General features: G+C 52.0%; 15 protein-coding genes. 12 read left to right on the forward strand and 3 right to left on the reverse strand.

The genetic code is table 11. The features are described from left to right. The first annotated feature begins 42 nt into the window (after positions 1 to 42). Genes AB1K62_RS01625 through AB1K62_RS01640 form a run of 4 tightly spaced genes read left to right on the forward strand, consistent with a single transcriptional unit; the run spans position 43 to position 5,691 of the window. The gene (locus AB1K62_RS01625; RefSeq protein ID WP_367000711.1) at positions 43 to 1,344 is read left to right on the forward strand and encodes a heavy-metal-associated domain-containing protein; all 1,302 of its coding nucleotides are present in this window, start codon (positions 43 to 45) and stop codon (positions 1,342 to 1,344) included. 4 nt (positions 1,345 to 1,348) lie between these two features. Further along, positions 1,349 to 1,999 carry a DnaA/Hda family protein gene (locus tag AB1K62_RS01630; protein WP_367000712.1) on the forward strand — a complete coding sequence of 217 codons (651 nt, stop codon included), beginning with the start codon at positions 1,349 to 1,351 and terminating at the stop codon, positions 1,997 to 1,999. Further along, positions 2,000 to 4,174, forward strand: coding sequence for an RNA degradosome polyphosphate kinase (locus tag AB1K62_RS01635; protein WP_367000713.1), 2,175 nt, complete (start codon positions 2,000 to 2,002; stop codon positions 4,172 to 4,174). It begins immediately after the preceding gene. A gap of 26 nt (positions 4,175 to 4,200) precedes the next feature. Then, the gene (locus AB1K62_RS01640) at positions 4,201 to 5,691 is read left to right on the forward strand and encodes a Ppx/GppA family phosphatase (RefSeq protein WP_367000715.1); all 1,491 of its coding nucleotides are present in this window, start codon (positions 4,201 to 4,203) and stop codon (positions 5,689 to 5,691) included. A 45-nt stretch (positions 5,692 to 5,736) separates the two neighbouring features. Here the strand turns inward: AB1K62_RS01640 and AB1K62_RS01645 are convergent, their stop codons facing one another. Next, complete coding sequence (locus AB1K62_RS01645; RefSeq protein WP_367000717.1) at positions 5,737 to 6,042, reverse strand: I78 family peptidase inhibitor; 306 nt, start codon at positions 6,040 to 6,042, stop codon at positions 5,737 to 5,739. After that, positions 6,039 to 7,226, reverse strand: a complete 1,188-nt coding sequence (rnd, locus tag AB1K62_RS01650) for a ribonuclease D (RefSeq protein WP_367000718.1) — start codon at positions 7,224 to 7,226, stop codon at positions 6,039 to 6,041. Before rnd ends, AB1K62_RS01645 begins: the two co-directional genes overlap by 4 nt. 211 nt (positions 7,227 to 7,437) lie before the next feature. Here rnd and aspS point away from each other — a divergent pair, with 211 nt between their 5' ends. From aspS to AB1K62_RS01665, 3 genes are all read left to right on the forward strand, one after another. After that, positions 7,438 to 9,222 (forward strand): aspartate--tRNA ligase, encoded by a 1,785-nt coding sequence (gene aspS, locus AB1K62_RS01655; RefSeq protein WP_367000719.1) that lies wholly within the window; start codon positions 7,438 to 7,440, stop codon positions 9,220 to 9,222. After that, positions 9,219 to 10,112, forward strand: coding sequence for an alpha/beta hydrolase (locus AB1K62_RS01660; protein ID WP_367000721.1), 894 nt, complete (start codon positions 9,219 to 9,221; stop codon positions 10,110 to 10,112). The genes aspS and AB1K62_RS01660 overlap by 4 nt, the downstream gene beginning before the upstream one ends. Before the next feature lie 180 nt (positions 10,113 to 10,292). Beyond that, positions 10,293 to 11,081: a polyphosphate kinase gene (locus tag AB1K62_RS01665; RefSeq protein WP_367000723.1), complete on the forward strand. Its 789-nt coding sequence runs from the start codon at positions 10,293 to 10,295 to the stop codon at positions 11,079 to 11,081. Between the two features lie 72 nt (positions 11,082 to 11,153). Here AB1K62_RS01665 and AB1K62_RS01670 read toward each other — a convergent pair whose 3' ends face one another. Further along, the gene (locus AB1K62_RS01670) at positions 11,154 to 13,130 is read right to left on the reverse strand and encodes a lytic transglycosylase domain-containing protein (RefSeq protein ID WP_367000724.1); all 1,977 of its coding nucleotides are present in this window, start codon (positions 13,128 to 13,130) and stop codon (positions 11,154 to 11,156) included. 103 nt (positions 13,131 to 13,233) lie between these two features. Between AB1K62_RS01670 and dapA the strand changes: the two genes are divergently transcribed. From dapA to recA, 5 genes are all read left to right on the forward strand, one after another. Further along, positions 13,234 to 14,109 carry a 4-hydroxy-tetrahydrodipicolinate synthase gene (gene dapA, locus AB1K62_RS01675; protein ID WP_367000726.1) on the forward strand — a complete coding sequence of 292 codons (876 nt, stop codon included), beginning with the start codon at positions 13,234 to 13,236 and terminating at the stop codon, positions 14,107 to 14,109. 41 nt (positions 14,110 to 14,150) lie between these two features. Further along, a complete protein-coding gene (smpB, locus tag AB1K62_RS01680) occupies positions 14,151 to 14,633 on the forward strand; it encodes an SsrA-binding protein SmpB (protein ID WP_367000728.1) in 483 nt (160 codons plus the stop codon). Continuing rightward, the gene (locus AB1K62_RS01685) at positions 14,626 to 15,234 is read left to right on the forward strand and encodes a DUF2062 domain-containing protein (protein WP_367000730.1); all 609 of its coding nucleotides are present in this window, start codon (positions 14,626 to 14,628) and stop codon (positions 15,232 to 15,234) included. The genes smpB and AB1K62_RS01685 overlap by 8 nt, the downstream gene beginning before the upstream one ends. Then, positions 15,224 to 17,659 (forward strand): response regulator, encoded by a 2,436-nt coding sequence (locus tag AB1K62_RS01690; RefSeq protein WP_367000732.1) that lies wholly within the window; start codon positions 15,224 to 15,226, stop codon positions 17,657 to 17,659. The genes AB1K62_RS01685 and AB1K62_RS01690 overlap by 11 nt, the downstream gene beginning before the upstream one ends. A 152-nt stretch (positions 17,660 to 17,811) precedes the next feature. Next, the gene (gene recA, locus AB1K62_RS01695; protein WP_367000733.1) at positions 17,812 to 18,900 is read left to right on the forward strand and encodes a recombinase RecA; all 1,089 of its coding nucleotides are present in this window, start codon (positions 17,812 to 17,814) and stop codon (positions 18,898 to 18,900) included. The last annotated feature ends 336 nt before the right edge of the window (positions 18,901 to 19,236 follow it).

Genomic DNA, 19,236 nt, shown 5'->3' on the forward strand with positions numbered 1-19,236 from the left:
GATTTCCACGTCATAATCGTCAAAAGAGCGGAAATGAAAATTTTGACCAATTTTAGAGCCCATGTCGTCGCTGTTTTTGCAGTATTTGGTCTGACTGTGGCTGGCGTTGTCTATGCCCAGCTTGAAGGCAGCGATCGCGGTGTTGCGCCGCTTGCAAGCACAGGTGACTTTGAAGTTTCCGGAGTGGAGGTTGATACAACTGGTAAAAATGCAGCCGAAGCCCGTAAAAAGGGATGGGAAGAGGCACAACGCAAGGCATGGAAAGTACTTTTTGCACGGAAGCAGGGCGGTAAAACAAGCGGGCTGTCTGATAGTGCGCTGAATAATATTGTATCTGCCATTGTTGTCGAAAAGGAACAGATTGGGCCAACACGCTATATCGCTACATTGGGTGTGATGTTCGACCGCGCACGCGCAGGTCAAATCTTGGGAGTTAGCGGACAACGTCTGCGATCACCGCCATTGCTTGTTCTGCCCGTCATGTGGAGCGGTGGCTCGCCACAAGTGTTTGAAAATCGAACCGAATGGCAAAAAGCATGGGCGCGCTTCCGCTCTGGCAATAGTGCGATAGATTATGTTCGCCCTTATGGTTCGGGTAGTGAGTCACTGGTTCTGACCGCAGGACAGGCAGAACGTAATGACCGGCGCTGGTGGCGTACAATATTGGACCAATTTAGTGCTGCCGATGTTATCATTCCAATTGCTCGCATGGAACGGGAATATCCCGGTGGCCCGGTGACAGCATATTTTAGCGCGCGCTATGGTCCGGATAATAGGTTTATTGACAGTTTCTCACTTAAAACCAAATCGACCGATGGTATTCCGGCGATGCTGGATCAGGCGATTGTCCGATTGGACAAGATATATTCCAATGCCTTGTCTCGCGGTGTTCTGAAAACTGACAAGTCCCTTACTATCGAGGATCCAATTGATCTGGAGGCCTTGGAGAAAGAGATAGAGGCTGAATTGGCTGCTGAGGGCTATGGCACGGACAGTGTGACTGCGGGCTCCGGCTCTTCTGTAACAGCGAGCGAGGAAAACGCGGTAACTGCTCCTTCAGTTACGGCTATATCCGTCGCGGTCCAGTTTGATACTCCCGATGTCGGCGCGGTCAGCCGTGGTGAAGCATCGGTCCGGTCTGTACCGGGTGTATCCTCTGCCTCTACTGCCAGCTTGGCATTGGGCGGAGTGTCGGTAATGCAGGTTTCCTATAACGGCGATCTGGCGACGCTGGCATCGGCACTTCGTGCCAAGGGGTGGCAAGTCCAGCAAGGAGCTGGTGCACTTAGAATCACTCGGGGCGGGACATCTACTGATCTGCCTAATCCGGGGAGCGGCGAATAGAATCGTGAGCCAGATTGCCCTCCCTCTGGATACTGCCTTGGCCGGGCAAGATGAACGCTATATCATAACGCACTCCAATGCTGAGGCGCATGATCATCTGCAAAATTGGCAAGACTGGCCCAATCTTACCGCCATCCTGATCGGTGAGCCGGCATCGGGGAAAACGGTCATGGCACAGCAGTTTGAGCGTGATAGCGGTGGGTATATTGTCGATGATGCCATGGCGAGCCATGATGATGATCTTTTTCATCTCTGGAACCATGCCAGGCAAGAAAAAAAGCCTTTATTGCTTGTCTCGTCCAAGCCGGTAGCCAGTTGGGGAGTGGAGCTTCCGGATTTAAAATCCCGTTTGGCGGCGTCTTTGCTCATCGAAATCGGTCCACCAGATGAGGCGATGATTACAGGTTTGTTCCAGAAATATTTTACAGCGCGCGGGCTTTCGGTTTCCCAAGAGGCGCTATCCTATCTCGGCAAAAGAATGGAGCGCACATATTATAATGTTCAGCTTTTGTCACAAAATATGGATAGATTGGCTATAGAGAGGAAGCGCCCCATTACACGCGCCATTGCCAAAGCGGCATTAGAACAGCATCAGGCGGCGAACCACAAACCCGGTATTGAAATATATACAGCCGGAAATGGCGAGAAAAGTTAAATGGAAAGTCTTGATCCCCAGGCACCTGTTTCCAGCCAAAATGAGGACATGGTCTATGAAACCCGGTCCGACCGATATTTTAACCGTGAGTTAAGCTGGCTAGCGTTTAACACCCGGGTTATTGAAGAAGCGGAAAATAGCTCGCATCCGTTGCTTGAGCAGCTTCGTTTTCTCTCCATTTCCGGAAGCAATCTTGACGAATTTTTCATGGTTCGTTTTGCCGGACTGGTTGGGCAGTTCCGTCAGAATATTGAGGAGCAATCCGCAGATGGATTAACCCCGAAACAGCAATTGCTGGCGATAGGCGATAGCAGTGAAGAGCTGATGTCAAAACAGCAGAAAGTATGGAGCAATCTTGTATCGGCCTTGGCGAAAGAAGATATTCATGTTCTGCTTGCGACCGATCTTGATGGAGAGCGCCAGGCGTGGCTCAAGCAACATTTTCTGGATCAGATATTCCCGGTTTTGACGCCGCAGGCTTTAGATCCGGCGCATCCGTTTCCGTTCATCCCCAACAAGGGGTTGAGCCTGGTATTTGATCTGGTTCGGCAATCGGATGGTCAATCCATAAGAGAACTGGTCATGATCCCGTCCGGATTGCCCCGTTTCATCCGGATACCCGGTAAGATAGCAACTTACATTGCCGTAGAATCTGTAATCCAATGCTATTCCGACCAACTATTTCCTGGTTATGATGTGACGAACACGGGTCTGTTCCGGATCATTCGTGACAGCGATATTGAGGTAGAGGAAGAAGCCGAAGATCTTGTCCGCTATTTCCGTAGCGCGATTAAACGCCGCCGTCGCGGTGATGTTATTCGACTCGAAATGGGCCCGGGTGTTTCTGATAATGTAGTGACATTATTGCGCGAAAACCTGCTTTCCGAAGGTGCTACGGAAAACCGGGTTGAGGGGCTGGTCGGTATAAGTGATCTGGACCTGCTGGTTGAGGAAGACCGGCCTGATCTTAAATTTACACCTTATAGCCCGCGCTTTCCGGAACGGATTCGCGAGCATGGAGGAGACTGTTTTGCGGCGATCCGTGACAAGGATATTCTTGTCCACCACCCGTATGAATCGTTTGAAGTGGTTATCGAGTTTTTGCGGCAGGCGGCGGCTGATCCTGATGTAGTAGCCATCAAACAAACGCTTTACCGTGCAGGCAAACAGTCGGCGGTCATCCGTGCGCTGATCGACGCGGCAGAAGCCGGTAAATCCGTTACCGCCATTGTCGAATTAAAAGCCCGCTTTGACGAGGAGCAAAACCTTTATTGGGCCAGCGCTCTGGAACGCGCCGGAGTGCAGGTGGTATATGGCTTTATCGAATGGAAAACCCACGCCAAAATATCAATGGTGGTTCGTAAGGAACAGGAAGGGTATCGGACCTATTGCCACTTTGGTACCGGCAATTATCACCCTGTAACCGCTAAAATATACACTGATCTCAGCTTCTTTACCGCCGATCCAAAAGCCGCCCGCGATGCGGCACAATTGTTCAATTATATCACCGGCTATGTCGAACCGGAAAAGTTGGAAATGATATCCATGTCGCCGCGTTATATGCGGCAGGACTTGATGGATTTGATTGACCGGGAAATCGCTAATGAGCGCGCCGGAAAACCGGCTATGATCTGGGCAAAGATGAATTCGCTTGTTGACCCTGCGGTGATCGAGAAACTCTATTGCGCGAGTAACGCCGGAGTGGAAATTGATCTGGTTATTCGCGGGATTTGTTGTTTGCGCCCCGGCGTTCCGGGCATGTCGGAGCATATCCGGGTAAAGTCGGTTGTTGGCCGTTTTCTGGAGCATAGCCGGATCTGGGCCTTTGGAAATGGTCAGGAATTACCTAATAATTCTGCATCGGTTTATATCAGTTCAGCTGACTGGATGCCGCGAAACCTTGATCGACGAGTTGAATATATGATTCCGATCACCAACGCGACTGTGCATGACCAGATTCTTGATCAGGTCATGGTTGCTAATCTGATTGACGATGAGCAAAGCTGGGAATTGAATAGTGATGGTACGTACACAAGAGTCACGCCGTCAGATAAGCCGTTTAACCTGCATCATTATTTTATGACTAATCCATCATTATCCGGTCGCGGCAAGGCTTTGAGCAAAAATAATACGGTTCCGCGGTTATCGTTGCGCCGCCGCAAAAACAAGAGCTGAGCGACTGCTATGTACCGGTTGGGGGATTGCAAATAACCAAGGATAAACAACTTCTGCGCTCGAACCGCCGGACAGCGATTGTCGATATCGGATCCAATTCGATACGACTGGTCGTATATCAGGGCGCGGCGCGTGTGCCAGCGATATTATTTAACGAAAAAGTTATGGCCGGGCTTGGTAAAGAGCTGGCGACCACAGGTGCAATTGCAGCAGATTCAATGGGTACAGCGCTACGGGCTTTGCAACGGTTCCACCGGCTTTGTATCGAGATGGAAGTCGATTTGATCAAATGTTTCGCCACTGCTGCGGTGCGCGAAGCAAGTAATGCGGCGGAATTGTTAAAGGCTGCTGCTAAAATCGGTTTTGATACGCGGGTCTTGAACGGAGAGGAAGAAGCGGAACTTGCCGGATTAGGCGTAATATCAGCCATTCCCGAAGCAGACGGGATTGTCGGTGATCTTGGTGGAGGCAGTCTTGAGCTGGCACGGGTCAAACGTGGAAAAATTCTGGAACGACACAGCTTTCCATTCGGGGTTCTGCGCGTCGCCGAATTACGCCGGAAAGACAAGGATAAGCTGAAGCGTCAAGTCGCCAAAATGCTTAAACAAACTGAATGGGATAAAAACGGCCAAGGCTTGCCATTCTATCTAGTGGGCGGGTCTTGGCGTTCGCTGGCACGGCTGGACATGTTTGATAGCGGTTATCCGCTGCCGGTGATCCACCATTATGAAATGCAGCCTCAGCGCGCACGCAGACTGGTCAGCCAGTTGGCCCGGATGGACAGAACCAAGCTGAAAGCGGTTCCGGGGCTTTCAAAATCACGCATACCGACCCTGAATGACGCGGCTTGGCTTTTGTCCTATCTCATCCGCTATCTGGACAGCAGCACAATGATTGTGTCGGCTTATGGTGTACGTGAAGGCTTTTTGTTTCAAAATGTCAGCAAGGCGGAAAGCAAGCGCGATCCATTATTATTGGCGACCGAAGTATCGGGCGCAGCACAAGCTCGTTTCCCGGCCAATAGCAAGTTGCTGGGCGAATGGATCGCACCAATTTTTGCCGAAGATCCACCGGAATGGGTGCGTATTCGGCAAGCTGCATGTAACCTTGGGGATGTGGCATGGCGTGCCAACCCCAATTTTCGTGCGGAGCGCGGACTTGTTATGGGTCTGCATGGCAATTGGGTCGGCATCACCGGTGCGGAACGGGAGCAATTGGGGCAGGCGCTATATACCAGTTTTGGGGGCGGAAATAATATTTTCCCCGGTGGCGGAAATCTGGCTAGTGATGAGGCGACACAGCGCGCAATTTGCTGGGGCCTTGCGATGCGATTGGGGCAGCGGATCAGTGGTGGCACGCGCAACCCGCTGGAACAAACGCGGCTTCGCAAGACCGACGGTCGGCTGGAAATCATCATGGCCAGTGATTTACGCGATCTTTACGGAGATGCCGTCGCAAAACGGCATGTGCAACTGGCACGAATGTTGGATCTGGAGCCGCGGTTCGTAACGGAATAAATCCCTTATATCGCCCGGCTAAACTATTTTGTTGAATTTATCGGCTCATCCGCAGTGGATACGGGTGATGACCAGATCGTCATCATATTCGATATTCAGACGGTCATGACGATAATCCATTGTCACGGCACTGCGGGGCGGGATCCAGCGCAGGGTTTCTGCACCCGATTGTATCAACGCATTGGCCCCAATTTCGGCGTTTGCCCGTATTCCAACCAGTTGTTCAAGGCTTGCCGACTGGCAGCTTTCACCGGACGGTAATGGGCGTTCAGCAACCTGTGCCTCCATAGTCGAACAAGCCATTATTGCAGAGCAGCTTATTGCTGCAAACATAAGCCGTGTCTTTTTCATGTGTCCTCGCTTCTGGAATCCGTATTATGAGTCATTTTCAATTTGCCATCTTTGACAGTGAAACTCATGCGGCCTTCTATCAGGTCGATGGCATCGCGTCCAAATTCTTCGTAGCGCCAGCCTTCCAAAAGGCCGATTCCTTCTCTTTCCCCGGCAACGATACGCTCCAGATCATCGGCGCGGGCCAATAACCTAGAAGCAACATTCATTTCCGATGAGCGGATTTTTAACAGCAATTTCAACAGATCGACGACCAATGCGTTCTCTTTGCTGAATTTCGCACGGCGGCCACTGCGGTCCGGCATCTCGTCTTTGGAAAGCGGCTTTGCATTGGCCAGGGCGTTCATTAACCGCTCGCCAATATCATTATTCTTCCAGCTGGATGACAGGCCGCGCACCTGTGATAATTTGGCCTGATCTTTCGGGGGGTGGGCGGCGATGTCGGCCAGAGTTTCATCCCGCATGATCCGGCCACGCGGCATGTCTTTGGTCTGGGCTTCATTTTCACGCCATGCAGCCAATGCTTTCAAACGGCCCAATGCTTCTGGATTACGGCTTTGGAATTTGACGCGTCGCCAGGATTCTTCCGGATCATTTACATAGTTATCCGGATCAGCGAGCTTCTCCATCTCCGCATTGATCCACATTCCGCGGCCCGTTTCGATCAGCTTTTCGAGCATATTCGAAAAAATGGACGCGAGATGCGTGACATCACCAATCGCATATTCGATTTGCCGGTCGTTCAATGGACGCCGCGACCAATCCGTAAAGCGCGCGCCTTTGTCGAGTGTGATGCCAAGCCAGCTATTCACCAGGTTCGCATAGCCGATTTGCTCGCTTGGCCCCAAAGCCATGGCGGCGACCTGTGTGTCAAAAATCGGGTGAGGGGTTTTGCCGGTCATATTGTGGATGATTTCCACATCCTGCCCGCCGGCATGAAAGATTTTCAGGACATTTTCATTATCGACAAGCAGATCAAGCAACGGTTGCAGGTCGACACCCTTGGCGAGCGGATCTATTGCAGCGGCTTCTTTGCCATCGGATATTTGAATCAGACAGAGGATCGGCCAATAGGTGTTTTCCCGCATAAATTCAGTGTCCACCGCGACAAATTCAGCCGTCGAAAAACGCTCGCAAATATCGGCAATGTCCTGATTATCAGTCAGCAAGGGATGAATTTTCATGCCGGTTCTATACAAGCTGAGTTCAGTCTCGCAAACATTTCCGATAGACAAATTCTATAATTACAGGTCTGTGTCCCACCTTGGATCAGGAAACAGGCAGGGAATAAGATCGTCGGTTTATAGGCTTCATCCTTGACAAAAGCCCCTTGTGCCTGTGTTACGCCATCATAAGTTTCTTGATCTGAAACATTCCAGATATCAAAGGTTCATCATGCACGCATATCGCTCTCATAATTGTTCACAGCTTCGCACCGAAAATGTTGGCGAAGAAGTCCGCTTATCCGGCTGGATTCATAATATTCGCGATCACGGAAACCTGATGTTTGTCGATCTGCGTGACCATTTCGGTCTGACCCAGATTGTCAGTGAAGAAGGTAGCGATGCGTTCAAGGTTTTGGATGCAGCGCGCAAAGAATCGGTTATTACCGTCACTGGCAAGGTTGCTGCGCGTTCCTCTGACACCATAAATCCGAATTTGCCTACCGGCGAAGTAGAGCTGGTTGCAGAAACTGTTGAAATGCAGGGCCCGGCTGAAGAATTGCCCATGCCGGTATTTGGCGAGCAGGAATATCCCGAAGATATTCGCCTGCGTTACCGTTTCCTCGATCTCAGGCGCGAAAAGGTTCACGCTAACATGATGTTGCGGTCAAAAGTGATCGCCTCACTACGCAACCGCATGATCGAGCAAGGGTTTACCGAATTTCAGACACCGATTCTAACGGCTTCTTCCCCCGAAGGTGCGCGTGACTATCTGGTCCCTAGCCGTGTTCATCCGGGTAAATTCTATGCGCTGCCACAAGCGCCGCAAATGTTCAAACAGATGCTGATGGTGGCGGGTTTTGACCGCTATTTCCAGATTGCACCCTGCTTCCGTGATGAAGATGCGCGGGCGGACCGTTCCCCCGGCGAATTTTACCAGCTCGACCTTGAGATGAGCTTTGTGACACAAGAAGATGTGTTTCGGGCGCTGGAGCCGGTTCTGGCCGGTGTGTTCGAGGAATTCGCCAATGGCAAAAGCGTCACGCCCGCCGGTGAATTCCCGCGTATCCCCTATAAAGAAGCCATGTTGAAATATGGTTCGGACAAGCCGGACCTTAGAAATCCGATCATCATTCAGGATGTGTCGGATCATTTCAAAGGCTCTGGTTTCGGCCTGTTTGACAAAATCACGTCTTCGGGCGGAACTGTGCGCGCTTTTGTTGCGCCGGAAGCCGGTAAGAACAGCCGCAAATTCTTTGACGATATGAACAACTGGGCACGCGGCGAAGGCTATGCGGGGCTTGGCTATATCAACATGAAAGAAGGCGCTGCTGGTGGTCCGATTGCCAAAAACCATGGTGAAGAGGGCACGGCGAAGCTGCTCGCTGACCTTGGCTGTGGTCCGGATGACGGTGTATTTTTTGCCGCTGGCAAAGAAGCGGAAGCGGCCAAACTTGCCGGTGTCGCACGCACCCGCGCCGCCGAACAGCTTGGCCTTATCAACGAAAATGAATTTAAATTCTGTTGGGTCGTTGATTATCCCATGTATGAATATGACGAGGAATTGAAAAAGCTCGATTTCTCGCACAACCCGTTCTCGATGCCTCAGGGCGAGATGGAAGCACTTGAGAATAAAGACCCGCTGGACATATTGGCATGGCAATATGATATTGTCTGTAACGGCATAGAGCTATCATCGGGCGCGATCCGGAACCACCGCCCAGACATCATGTATAAAGCATTTGAAATTGCCGGTTATGACAAGGCTGCTGTGGATAGCGAATTTTCCGGCATGATAAACGCGCTGAAATATGGCGCGCCGCCCCATGGTGGTTCTGCGCCGGGCGTTGACCGGATTGTGATGCTGTTGGCGGATGAACCCAATATCCGTGAAGTTGTGCTTTTCCCGATGAACCAGAAAGCGGAAGATTTGATGATGAGCGCGCCAAGCGGTGTCTCCGCCAAGCAATTGCGCGAGCTTCATATCCGTGTCGTGGAGCCACCGAAAGAAGGATGAACGAAGCGGGGCAACCAATAGAACAACGCTTTCAGCGGGGCGATACCGACCTCTGTTATTTTGAGTGGGGAAATCCCGGCGACCAGACGATATTGATGGTTCATGCCACCGGATTCCATGCGCGTTGTTGGGACAAGACTATCGCTGCGCTGCCGACCGGATATCATATTGTCGCAGTGGACCAGCGCGGCCATGGTCGCAGCGCAAAGCCCGATAACTTGAGTGACTGGAGCCTGGCAGCACGGGATTTGGCAGCGCTTGTAAACGGGTTGGACCTGAACAACCTGATCGGTGTCGGCCACAGCATGGGCGCTCATGTGCTGGTGCAAATTGCCAGCGCTTTGCCGGAACGGTTTGAACGGCTGGTGCTGATAGATCCCACGATTGCCGATCCGAAAATTTATAAAAACCCACCCGGATTCGCAGATATTGATCCCGGACAAAACCCTGTATCGCGGCGGCGGAACCATTGGGATTCTCCGCAAGCCATGTTCACTGCATTCAAGGACCGTCACCCTTTTAATCTATGGCAGACAGACGTGCTGATGGATTATTGCCGATATGGCCTGCTTCCCGCCCATGATGCAGACGGTGGAGAGGGCTTTGTTCTCGCTTGTCCACCCTATCTTGAGGCTTCGGTATACGAAGGTTTCCGTTTGGTCGATCCCTATCCCTTTGTGGAACGCATATCATTGCCGGTGGCGATCTTGCGCGCGCAAATGGCAGAGGATGATGTGACAGCGGTAAGGGATTTTGCCAACAGCCCGACATGGCCCGATCTGGTGAACAGCTTTGCAAATGCAAAAGAGCTTTATATTCCCGAACTGTCCCATTTTATGCCAATGCAGGATCCCGAACGTATCGCTGGATATATAGCCAGCGGACTTTAATCGCGGATTTAAGCCCCGGGATGCTCGTAACGCTATTACAGGGGTAACTACGCTTAGCCAAAACAGGGTTAACCGATTCGTTCTTTTGCTATTCCTATACTATGTAGTGGCTCTCGCTAATTCCGGCTTTGCGATTAAATATCATTGTCCGGTTCGCGGCGAAATACATTGAGGCTATGTATGAACAAACATATTGATCTGTCCGAATATGAAGCGGGCAGTAAATTTGATGGTGATTATTCCGATGCGCTGAAACATGTGCAAAAGCGGCTGGCCCGTGTTCAATTCAAACATATCATATATGGGAAGCGGACAATCTTGGCCTTTGAAGGTTGGGATGCTGCCGGGAAGGGCGGTTGCATTAGAAGGATGACAGCCGAATGGGATCCCCGCTATTATGAGGTGTTTCCAATTGGCGCACCAAACCGGGAAGAACGCGACCGGCATTTTCTCTGGCGGTTCTGGAAACGCTTGCCGGGTAATCGTGAAATCGCTGTGTTCGACCGAAGCTGGTATGGCCGTGTTCTGGTCGAAAGGGTGGAGGAATTATGCAGCAACGCCGAATGGAAACGCGGCTATGACGAGATTAACGAATTTGAAGCGCAGCAAATTGATAGCGGTACGAATCTGGTTAAGTTATTTTTTCACGTCACTCAGGAAGAACAGGATAGCCGTTTTGCCGAGCGGCTGAATACGCCGCATAAACAGTGGAAAATAAACAAGGATGATTTTCGCAATCGGTCAAAACGGTCAGCCTATCTGGCCGCAATGGATGATATGTTCAAACAGACCGATACACGCTGGGCACCGTGGAAGGTGATTGATGGCAATAATAAAAAAGCTGCACGGATCGCGGCTATGACTCATATCGCCGAAACATTGGAAGCTGCTTTGCCGGAAGATTTACCCGAAGTGGACCCGGAACTGGTCAGACTGGCCAAAGATGCTTTTGGTTATGAGGTGGATTAGCCAGTCATTAATGGCACATTGACGATATTCCGCACTCCCGGCAGATGATGCGAAGAGTGCGAAGCATCAAAGTCATCCTTTATAATTTTTCCCGATGTAGCGCGTTAACGGTGTATCGCTTTTGATCCGTGGTCCTCGCGGATTAAGCGTATCGTAAACAACCGCATTTTCCAGCACACGTTTCACATAATTGCGGGTTTCGTAGATCGGAATTTCCTCAATCCATTTTATCCAGTCAATACCGCCTTGTCGTGGATCGCCCTGTGTTCTCAGCCACTTGTTAACATTGCCGGGGCCAGCGTTATAGGCCGCCACTGCCAAGGGATAGCTGCCGCCATAATAGTTGAGCATGCGCTGGATGTAGCTGCTGCCCAGACGGATATTATATTGGGGATCACCTGTTAGCGCAGACATATTATAAGAAAGACCGATTTTCCCCGATTGCTCCCGCGCTGTGCCGGGCATGAGCTGCATCAATCCACGTGCGCCGGCGTGGCTGATCGCGGCTTGGGCAAATTGGCTCTCCTGCCGCGTAATGGCATGAATGATGGTCCAGTTGCTTTCCTGACCTGCGGGAACCGGCATGGTCGGAAAGCTGGTTTCGTCAATTGGCCCGACACCTGCGCCTAATGCGCTGATTCCCTTAATCACGCCAAGATCACGGGCTCCGATGCGAGTCGCCAGATCGCTCAGCAACATATAATCTTTCGGGGTGTTGGCATTATAGGCCAATGCGCGATGGAAGCGGATTTGTTCCTTCCACGGGCCGGTCCGTGTAGAGGCTTTTGTAGCGATAACCAGTGGTTTCTGGTCATAGGCCCGCCGATCCTGATCGGTAATTCTGATTGCCGGCTTACGGTCGAATTTCGGCAATGGCCGTCCCAGTCTTTCCAGCGCCAGTTGACCATAGAAATAAGCCGGAAAAGCGGCTGCATTCTCAAAATAAGCGGTGGCCTTTGCCGTTTGTCCCGCTTCTGCGGCGGCGCGGCCCGCCCAATAATAGCCTTTCGAGGTAATATTGGGGCTGTTATAGGATCGTGCATAGCGGTCAAACATCGCGACCGCCTTGGCGGGTTGGCGCTGGCCCCACAGGGCCGCGTTTCCAGCGAGCCAGACCAGATCAGAATATTTGTCGCGGATAGGGCTGGTTTCTTCCGCTATATTAGTGGGCGCACTATAGGCATCATCCACTTTGGATGCGATGTCATAAGCCAGCGACCATTGCCGGTCATTGGCAGCGGCCTTGGCGTTAATCAGATTGGCTTCATACCAAGTCGCAACCTGGTACGGACTATCGGGCCGAACGCTTAACACCGGACGACGTGCCATGAGAGTGCGCGCTTCATAGCTTCGTCCTTTGCCGCGCAAATAACGTGCCCTATCGGCAATAAAACCGGCGTCACCCCGCATCAGTGAGGCAACAGCATTCGCCTGTGCATCGGCATCGGGTGCATCGGTCAGTTGCGCCAGCCGCGCTTCAAACACGGGTCTGCGCCCGGAAGAGGTAAATCCCAAATGACGCGCCGCTGCTGTCGTCGCTCGTGACCACAGCAGGGCATCCATGCGCGCATCATGATCGGCAATGGTCAATGCGGAGCTGAACCCGCGGAGTAACATGGCCTCTTGTTCGTCCGTCAAAGCGCCGCCGCGCCACGCCTGCCGCGCCATGGCATTGGCTTTTCGTGTTTGGCCCTTGGATTGCAGCGCAAGGGCATAATATGCTGCCCCTCCGTTTGTCAGCGGTTCAAAACGGTTGAAAAAAGTAATAACCCGGTCAGCCGAGAAACTGGAAATATCAATCGCCTTTTCGGCTGTGCGCCGCATCCGGGTGTCATCTGGCCAGCCGGGATAGGTGAAAAGGAAGCCGGCATAATCGTCAAACGAATGTTTGTCCGACTGCGTAAGGACGCGCCAGCGCTGAAGTCCCAGCACCGCATTACCGCCGGTCGGATCGGATAAAACGGCCTGCCCCTGCTGCTCGGCAGCCATGCATGTTACGGGGGCCAATAGCAGACTTGCGAGAATTATTCTTGATACCATACTGGACATATTGGGGGTAGGCTCCTTATCAGGCGCTGAACGAAGAACTATATCACCGTTAAGCTTGTATAAGCATAGGCGATTTTCAAGCTAAACTTAAAGGAGTATTTGCATGTTTTCCGGCTCAATTCCGGCCCTGGTAACACCCTTTCGCGACGGATCGTTCGCGGAAAGCGAGTTTCGGGCACTGGTAGACTGGCAGATTGAACAAGGGAGTAGCGGGCTTGTTCCCTGCGGAACCACGGGCGAATCCTCGACTTTGTCAAATGCCGAACATCATCGTGTAATCGAAATCTGTGTAGAGCAAGCCGCAGGACGCGTGCCTGTTATCGCCGGATGCGGTTCCAATGATACGACCAACGCTTTGCTGCACCTCAGTTTTTCCAGCAAATGCGGAGCAACAGCCGGATTGGTCGTGGCTCCTTACTATAATCGTCCCAATCAGGAAGGCATTTACGCCCATTTTGAAGCCCTGACCAATGGCACTGATCTGCCCTTGGTGCTTTATAATGTGCCAGCACGGACGGTCACTGATATATTGCCTGAAACAGTTGCGCGATTATCAAAGCTGCCCAGTGTTGTGGCGATTAAAGATGCCAGCGGGGCGATTGACCGGGTTACTGACCACCGGCTTGCTTGCGCCGATGATTTCTGCCTTCTTTCCGGAGCGGATGAGCTTTCCCTTGCCTTTAACGCATCGGGCGGTGCAGGCTGTATTTCCGTAACAGCCAATGTGGCACCAAAGCTTTGCAGTGAATTTCAGGCGGCTTGTACGGCTGGAGATTATGAAAGGGCACGGGAATTGAACGACAGGCTCTATCCTTTGCATAAGGCGCTGTTTGCCGATGCGTCGCCGGGACCGATAAAATATGCTATGTCACGCGTTATCGATGATTTTCCGACCGAATTGCGCCTGCCCATGACGCCACCATCGGACGCGGCGCGCAAAGCCGTGGATGCAGCGCTTGAGAATGCGGGCCTGGTTTAATGGCGGGGCAAAAACAACTTTCGTCAGGCACAGGTGATTAAATGGCAAAGCCGCGCCCCGTAGAATTCGACAAACATAAAATCGTCGCTGAAAACCGGCGCGCGCGCTACGACTATCATCTTGATGAGAAGTTTGAGGCAGGCATCGTGCTGACCGGCACCGAGGTTAAATCACTGCGCTTTGGTTCGGGTGCGATTGCCGAAAGCTATGCCGAAGTGAAGGACGATGAAGTCTGGCTGATTAACGCCAATATCCCCGAATGGAGCCACGGCAACCGTTATAATCACGAACCCAAACGCCCCCGCAAGTTGTTGCTTAACCGGCGTCAGATCAATAAATTCTATGGCGCAGTGATGCGTAAGGGCATGACAATTGTGCCGCTATCGGTTTACTTTAATAGCAAGGGCCGCGCGAAGATTGAGCTTGCTCTTGCTAAAGGTAAAAAGGCACCGGACAAACGGGCAACCGAAAAAGACCGGGACTGGAAACGCCAGCAAGGACGGTTGTTGCGCGAGCATGGCTGACCCAAAATCATCGGGCAAGGACTGGGGTGCGCGGTTTATTTTGCGTATATTCCGCTGGCTCGAAGATAAAATGCCTACCCGTAGCGGCATGGCGAATAATCGTTATCTCAAGCCAATAGCGCACCGTTTTTTGCGATCCGATCTATGGCGCTTTACCCGCAGATCCGTGCCACGCGGTGTTGCGCTGGGCATGTTGGCGGCATTTCTAATCCCCGTAGGGCAGATTTTTGCAGCGGTATTTCTGGCGCTGCCGATTCGCGCAAATGTTCCGATTGCGGCTCTGACAACTTTTATCACTAATCCGATCACCTATCCATTCTGGATAGCCGCTGCAAACCAGATCGGGAAGTTTGCTCTGCGGGTCGACGCGCTGACCGATGGGCAGCCATTGAATAGCCATGTGGGCAGTGAATTTGGTATGTGGATAAGCTGGTTTGTGCGTGAAGCGGGTGTAACGGCTTTTGGATTTTCATTATTGGCTATTAGTTTCGCGGCATTGGGCTATGTTGTAAGTTCGTTTGGCTGGCGCTGGTGGACAGCACGAAAATGGCAACGGCGAATGAAAAATATAGATCCAGATAGCAATAAAGATGGCGAGTGAGATTCGGTATAATACAGCGTTGTTAAAGCCCAGTACGCGAAAAAAAGCGAATGACTCACGCTTACGAGCCGCGATATTGGGAATCGCGATAATATTATCGCTGGGGCTGCTCTATTGGCAGGTTCCAAATATTGCGCTGTTGCTGGGCTTTGCGGCTATGGCCGGTACGTTGGGGGCTATTGCCTATTTTCTGAGTCCGAAAAACGCCGCCACTGATGATGAACATGCCACGTTTATGGATTGGGCCGTAACACGGCTGGTCGCGGATCAGGCCGAGGTGGGGCTGGCCATTACCGATCGTGCCGGGCGGCTGGTATGCGCCAATGAGCTGTTCACCAAATGGTTTAATGGCCCGGCAGTTCCCCCAAAACTTCCATTGCAGGATGACGGGAACACACTGTTGGCTTCGGCCGGACGAAAGGCATGGCGCGACGGGCGCGGCTCTGCCGAGGGGCTGAAACGCGGGGTTGCTGAATATAATGCGAAGGTCGAGCGCGCGGGACATGGCGATGAATATCTGCTCTGGCATTTCAAGCCCCGGCGCCGCAACGATATATTGGACGAGACAATCAACATGGTGAGCGGTGCCACTGGCAAGGCTTTATCGGAAGCGGGTTTGCTCGCTGCGGTTATCGGCGGCGAAGGACGGATCAGAGCATTGAATCAGGGCTTTGCGCTCAGGGCCACTGGTCGTGAAGACGCAAATATAGCAGGGCGCAATTTTATCAATTTTCTACGCTCCGATGACAAGGGCACGATTTTTTTCGAACGGGATGGCCGGCACGGCACGCCAGTGCGCCTTTTCCACGTTCCACTGGATCGTAATCAGCAAAAAGGACCGGCGCTGATCCTGCTTATCGACGATGATGGCATGGTGGAACGCGGCAAAGCGTTGGAACAGGTTGAATCGATGTTGTCGTTGCTTCCACTCGGTCTGGCGCTCACAGATCGGGATGGCCGATTTCTCTTCTATAACAATGCCTTTGCGAAAGTGTCGGATATTCAGGAAGGAGAGGAGCCACTCTATCCCGGTGATCTCATGATCCGTGACGACAAGGCGGCGGTGGCGGATGCCGTTCGCCGCTATGGGCGCGGTCCTTCCATGTCGGGAGACCTTGCTGTGCGGCTGCGCTCGGGCGGGGAAGATCCGGTTGCACTGGGCATGGCGAGTATTCGTGGTCTGGGTGATGCTGCGGTTTTGCTCTCGCTCAAGGATAATAGCGAGGAAGCCAAGCTGAAAACGCAGGTAGCGCAAGCTACCAAGATGCAGGCGGTGGGGCAGCTTGCTGGCGGCGTTGCCCATGATTTCAACAATATACTGACCGCGATTATCGGCCATTGTGACCTGATGCTGCTGCGTCATGCGCCCGGTGACAGCGATTATGATGATATTCAGCAGGTCAAGAATAACAGCAACCGGGCTGCTGGTCTGGTCCGTCAACTCTTGGCCTTTTCACGGCAACAAACCTTACGACCACAGGTTCTACAGCTTCCCGATGTGGTCTCAGACGTGTCGAACCTGCTCAAGCGGCTATTGGATGACTCTATTGAGCTAGAGGTCAAACATGGCCGCAATCTGGGACTGGTCCGTGCCGATCCGGGGCAGTTGGAGCAGGTGATCATAAATCTTGGTGTAAACGCCCGTGATGCTATTAATGCCAGCGGAGCCAATGGCGGTAAGATTTCGATCACGACCCAGATGATTACACCTTCTGACGTCCGGGCGTTGAAAAACGATATTCTCCCCGTCGGGGACTATACCGCCCTGTTCGTGAGTGATACAGGGATGGGCATCCCGCCGCAGGTGATTGGCAAGATATTTGAACCTTTCTTCACGACCAAAGATGTTGGGAAGGGCACCGGGCTTGGCCTCTCCACCGTTTACGGGATTGTCAAACAATCGGGCGGTTATATTTTTGCGGAATCCAATCCTGATGAAGGGGCCACGTTCGCAATTTATTTTCCGGTTCATAAGGGACTGGATCACGAAACATCGCAAACAGCCGAACCGCCCAAGGCTCTGGCCAAAAAAGAACTATGGGGCAGTGGTCATATTTTGCTGGTGGAGGATGAGGATATGGTCCGCGCCGTGGCAGAACGTGCATTAACGCGGCAGGGTTATACCGTAGTAACTGCGAGCGATGGCGAAGAAGGGTTGCAGCATTTGACCAGCATGGAAGAGGGCGAAAACGCTTTTGATATGATTGTGTCGGATGTGGTCATGCCGAATATGGACGGACCGGCAATGGCCAAGCAGGCACGCGAACTATATCCTGAAATCCCGATTCTGTTCATGTCCGGCTATGCCGAAGAGCAACTGCGAAAATCCATTGATCTCGACAATGTCGCATTTCTGCCCAAGCCATTTTCTGTTGCACAAATCGCGCAAGCTGTCGGGGAAGTTTTGGCCGAACATAATAAATAGACTATGGATTTGCTCGTAACATACTGAAATATAATGACTATTTGTAATTGCAAGAAAATAATGTTCTCCCCTTGTTCTCAAAGAACAAATGCGGTACATCATATCGGGCATTGATTGATATCGTACAAGCAATTAGCGAAGGGGACAGGCAAATGGCCGGTAATTTAAAAGTCGTAGAATCGGATACTCAGTTGAACTCATCAGACAGACAAAAAGCGCTCGACGCCGCATTGGCACAGATTGACCGTGCTTTTGGCAAAGGCTCGGCCATGAAGCTTGGCTCCCGCAAGGCTATGGAGGTTGAATCAATCTCCACCGGCTCGTTGGGGCTCGATATTGCACTTGGCATCGGGGGATTGCCAAAGGGACGTGTAATCGAAATCTATGGCCCGGAAAGTTCGGGTAAAACGACATTGGCGCTGCACGTTATTGCCGAAGCGCAAAAAGCGGGCGGCACTGCGGCCTTTGTCGATGCGGAACACGCGCTTGATCCGGTTTATGCCAATGCGCTGGGTGTGGATATTGACGAGCTGATTATATCGCAGCCTGATACGGGTGAGCAGGCTCTGGAGATTACAGATACGCTGGTGCGCTCTAACGCCATTGATGTTCTGGTTGTCGACTCGGTTGCGGCGCTGGTCCCACGTGCAGAAATCGAAGGTGAAATGGGTGATTCCCATGTCGGTTTGCAGGCCCGTTTGATGAGCCAGGCACTACGCAAGCTGACCGGATCGATCAGCCGTTCCAAATGTATGGTGATTTTCATCAATCAGGTGCGGATGAAAATTGGTGTCATGTATGGCAATCCCGAAACGACGTCGGGCGGCAATGCGTTAAAATTCTATGCCTCGGTCCGCCTCGACATCCGCCGCACCGGACAGATCAAGGAGCGGGACGATATTGTCGGCAACTCGACTCGCGTAAAAGTAGTGAAAAACAAGGTTGCGCCTCCGTTCAAGCAAGTCGAATTTGATATTATGTACGGACAGGGCATCTCCAAGGTAGGAGAAATCATTGATCTGGGCGTCAAAGCCGGCGTGGTCGAAAAAGCCGGTGCCTGGTTCTCCTATGATTCGGTTCGAATTGGTCAGGGCCGTGAAAATTCCAAACGCTTCCTGCTCGAAAACCCTGAACTGATGGCGAAGCTGGAAAAACAGATCCGCGGCAACGAGGAAGAAATTGCCGAAGATATGATGACCGGCTCTGCTGCCAGCGACAAGGACAGCGGGGAGGGTGAATAAAAGGATTTAGAAACGGGCTTGCCCTTCTTCTGCTTCTTTTCCCAAATTATAAGTTTTGCCGGTTCGCTGCCCCGAGGCGAACCTTGGCACCCGGGCCGTCCTTCTGTCCCCCGATAGTCAGGACGGCCCCCTTTTTACGGTCTTTTTATTGGCGGCTCGGTTGCTCTTTGACAAACTTGGAAGAATCCGGCCCGTTTCTGCTATTTTGGGTTGTGAATTGTGTGAACTTTGGAAGGACCAACGGCTTTTTCCGTTTTAGCCAAATAGCTCTTATGATGAACTCTCTCTCTGTGATGGTTTTTTTCATCAATTCATTCACGGGATTGTCAAGCGGAC

Source organism: Parasphingorhabdus sp. JC815 (genome assembly GCF_040717415.1).
In the GTDB taxonomy this organism is placed as follows: domain Bacteria; phylum Pseudomonadota; class Alphaproteobacteria; order Sphingomonadales; family Sphingomonadaceae; genus Parasphingorhabdus.

What these genes read in the sequence shown, in the direction of transcription:
- AB1K62_RS01660 (WP_367000721.1), top strand. Translation starts at nt 9,219, where the DNA reads ATGAACGAAGCGGGGCAACCAATAGAACAACGCTTTCAGCGGGGCGAT.
- AB1K62_RS01635 (WP_367000713.1), top strand. Translation starts at nt 2,000, where the DNA reads ATGGAAAGTCTTGATCCCCAGGCACCTGTTTCCAGCCAAAATGAGGAC.
- dapA (WP_367000726.1), top strand. Translation starts at nt 13,234, where the DNA reads ATGTTTTCCGGCTCAATTCCGGCCCTGGTAACACCCTTTCGCGACGGA.
- rnd (WP_367000718.1), bottom strand. Translation starts at nt 7,226, where the DNA reads ATGAAAATTCATCCCTTGCTGACTGATAATCAGGACATTGCCGATATT.
- smpB (WP_367000728.1), top strand. Translation starts at nt 14,151, where the DNA reads ATGGCAAAGCCGCGCCCCGTAGAATTCGACAAACATAAAATCGTCGCT.
- AB1K62_RS01685 (WP_367000730.1), top strand. Translation starts at nt 14,626, where the DNA reads ATGGCTGACCCAAAATCATCGGGCAAGGACTGGGGTGCGCGGTTTATT.
- AB1K62_RS01665 (WP_367000723.1), top strand. Translation starts at nt 10,293, where the DNA reads ATGAACAAACATATTGATCTGTCCGAATATGAAGCGGGCAGTAAATTT.
- AB1K62_RS01690 (WP_367000732.1), top strand. Translation starts at nt 15,224, where the DNA reads ATGGCGAGTGAGATTCGGTATAATACAGCGTTGTTAAAGCCCAGTACG.
- aspS (WP_367000719.1), top strand. Translation starts at nt 7,438, where the DNA reads ATGCACGCATATCGCTCTCATAATTGTTCACAGCTTCGCACCGAAAAT.
- AB1K62_RS01645 (WP_367000717.1), bottom strand. Translation starts at nt 6,042, where the DNA reads ATGAAAAAGACACGGCTTATGTTTGCAGCAATAAGCTGCTCTGCAATA.
- AB1K62_RS01670 (WP_367000724.1), bottom strand. Translation starts at nt 13,130, where the DNA reads ATGTCCAGTATGGTATCAAGAATAATTCTCGCAAGTCTGCTATTGGCC.
- recA (WP_367000733.1), top strand. Translation starts at nt 17,812, where the DNA reads ATGGCCGGTAATTTAAAAGTCGTAGAATCGGATACTCAGTTGAACTCA.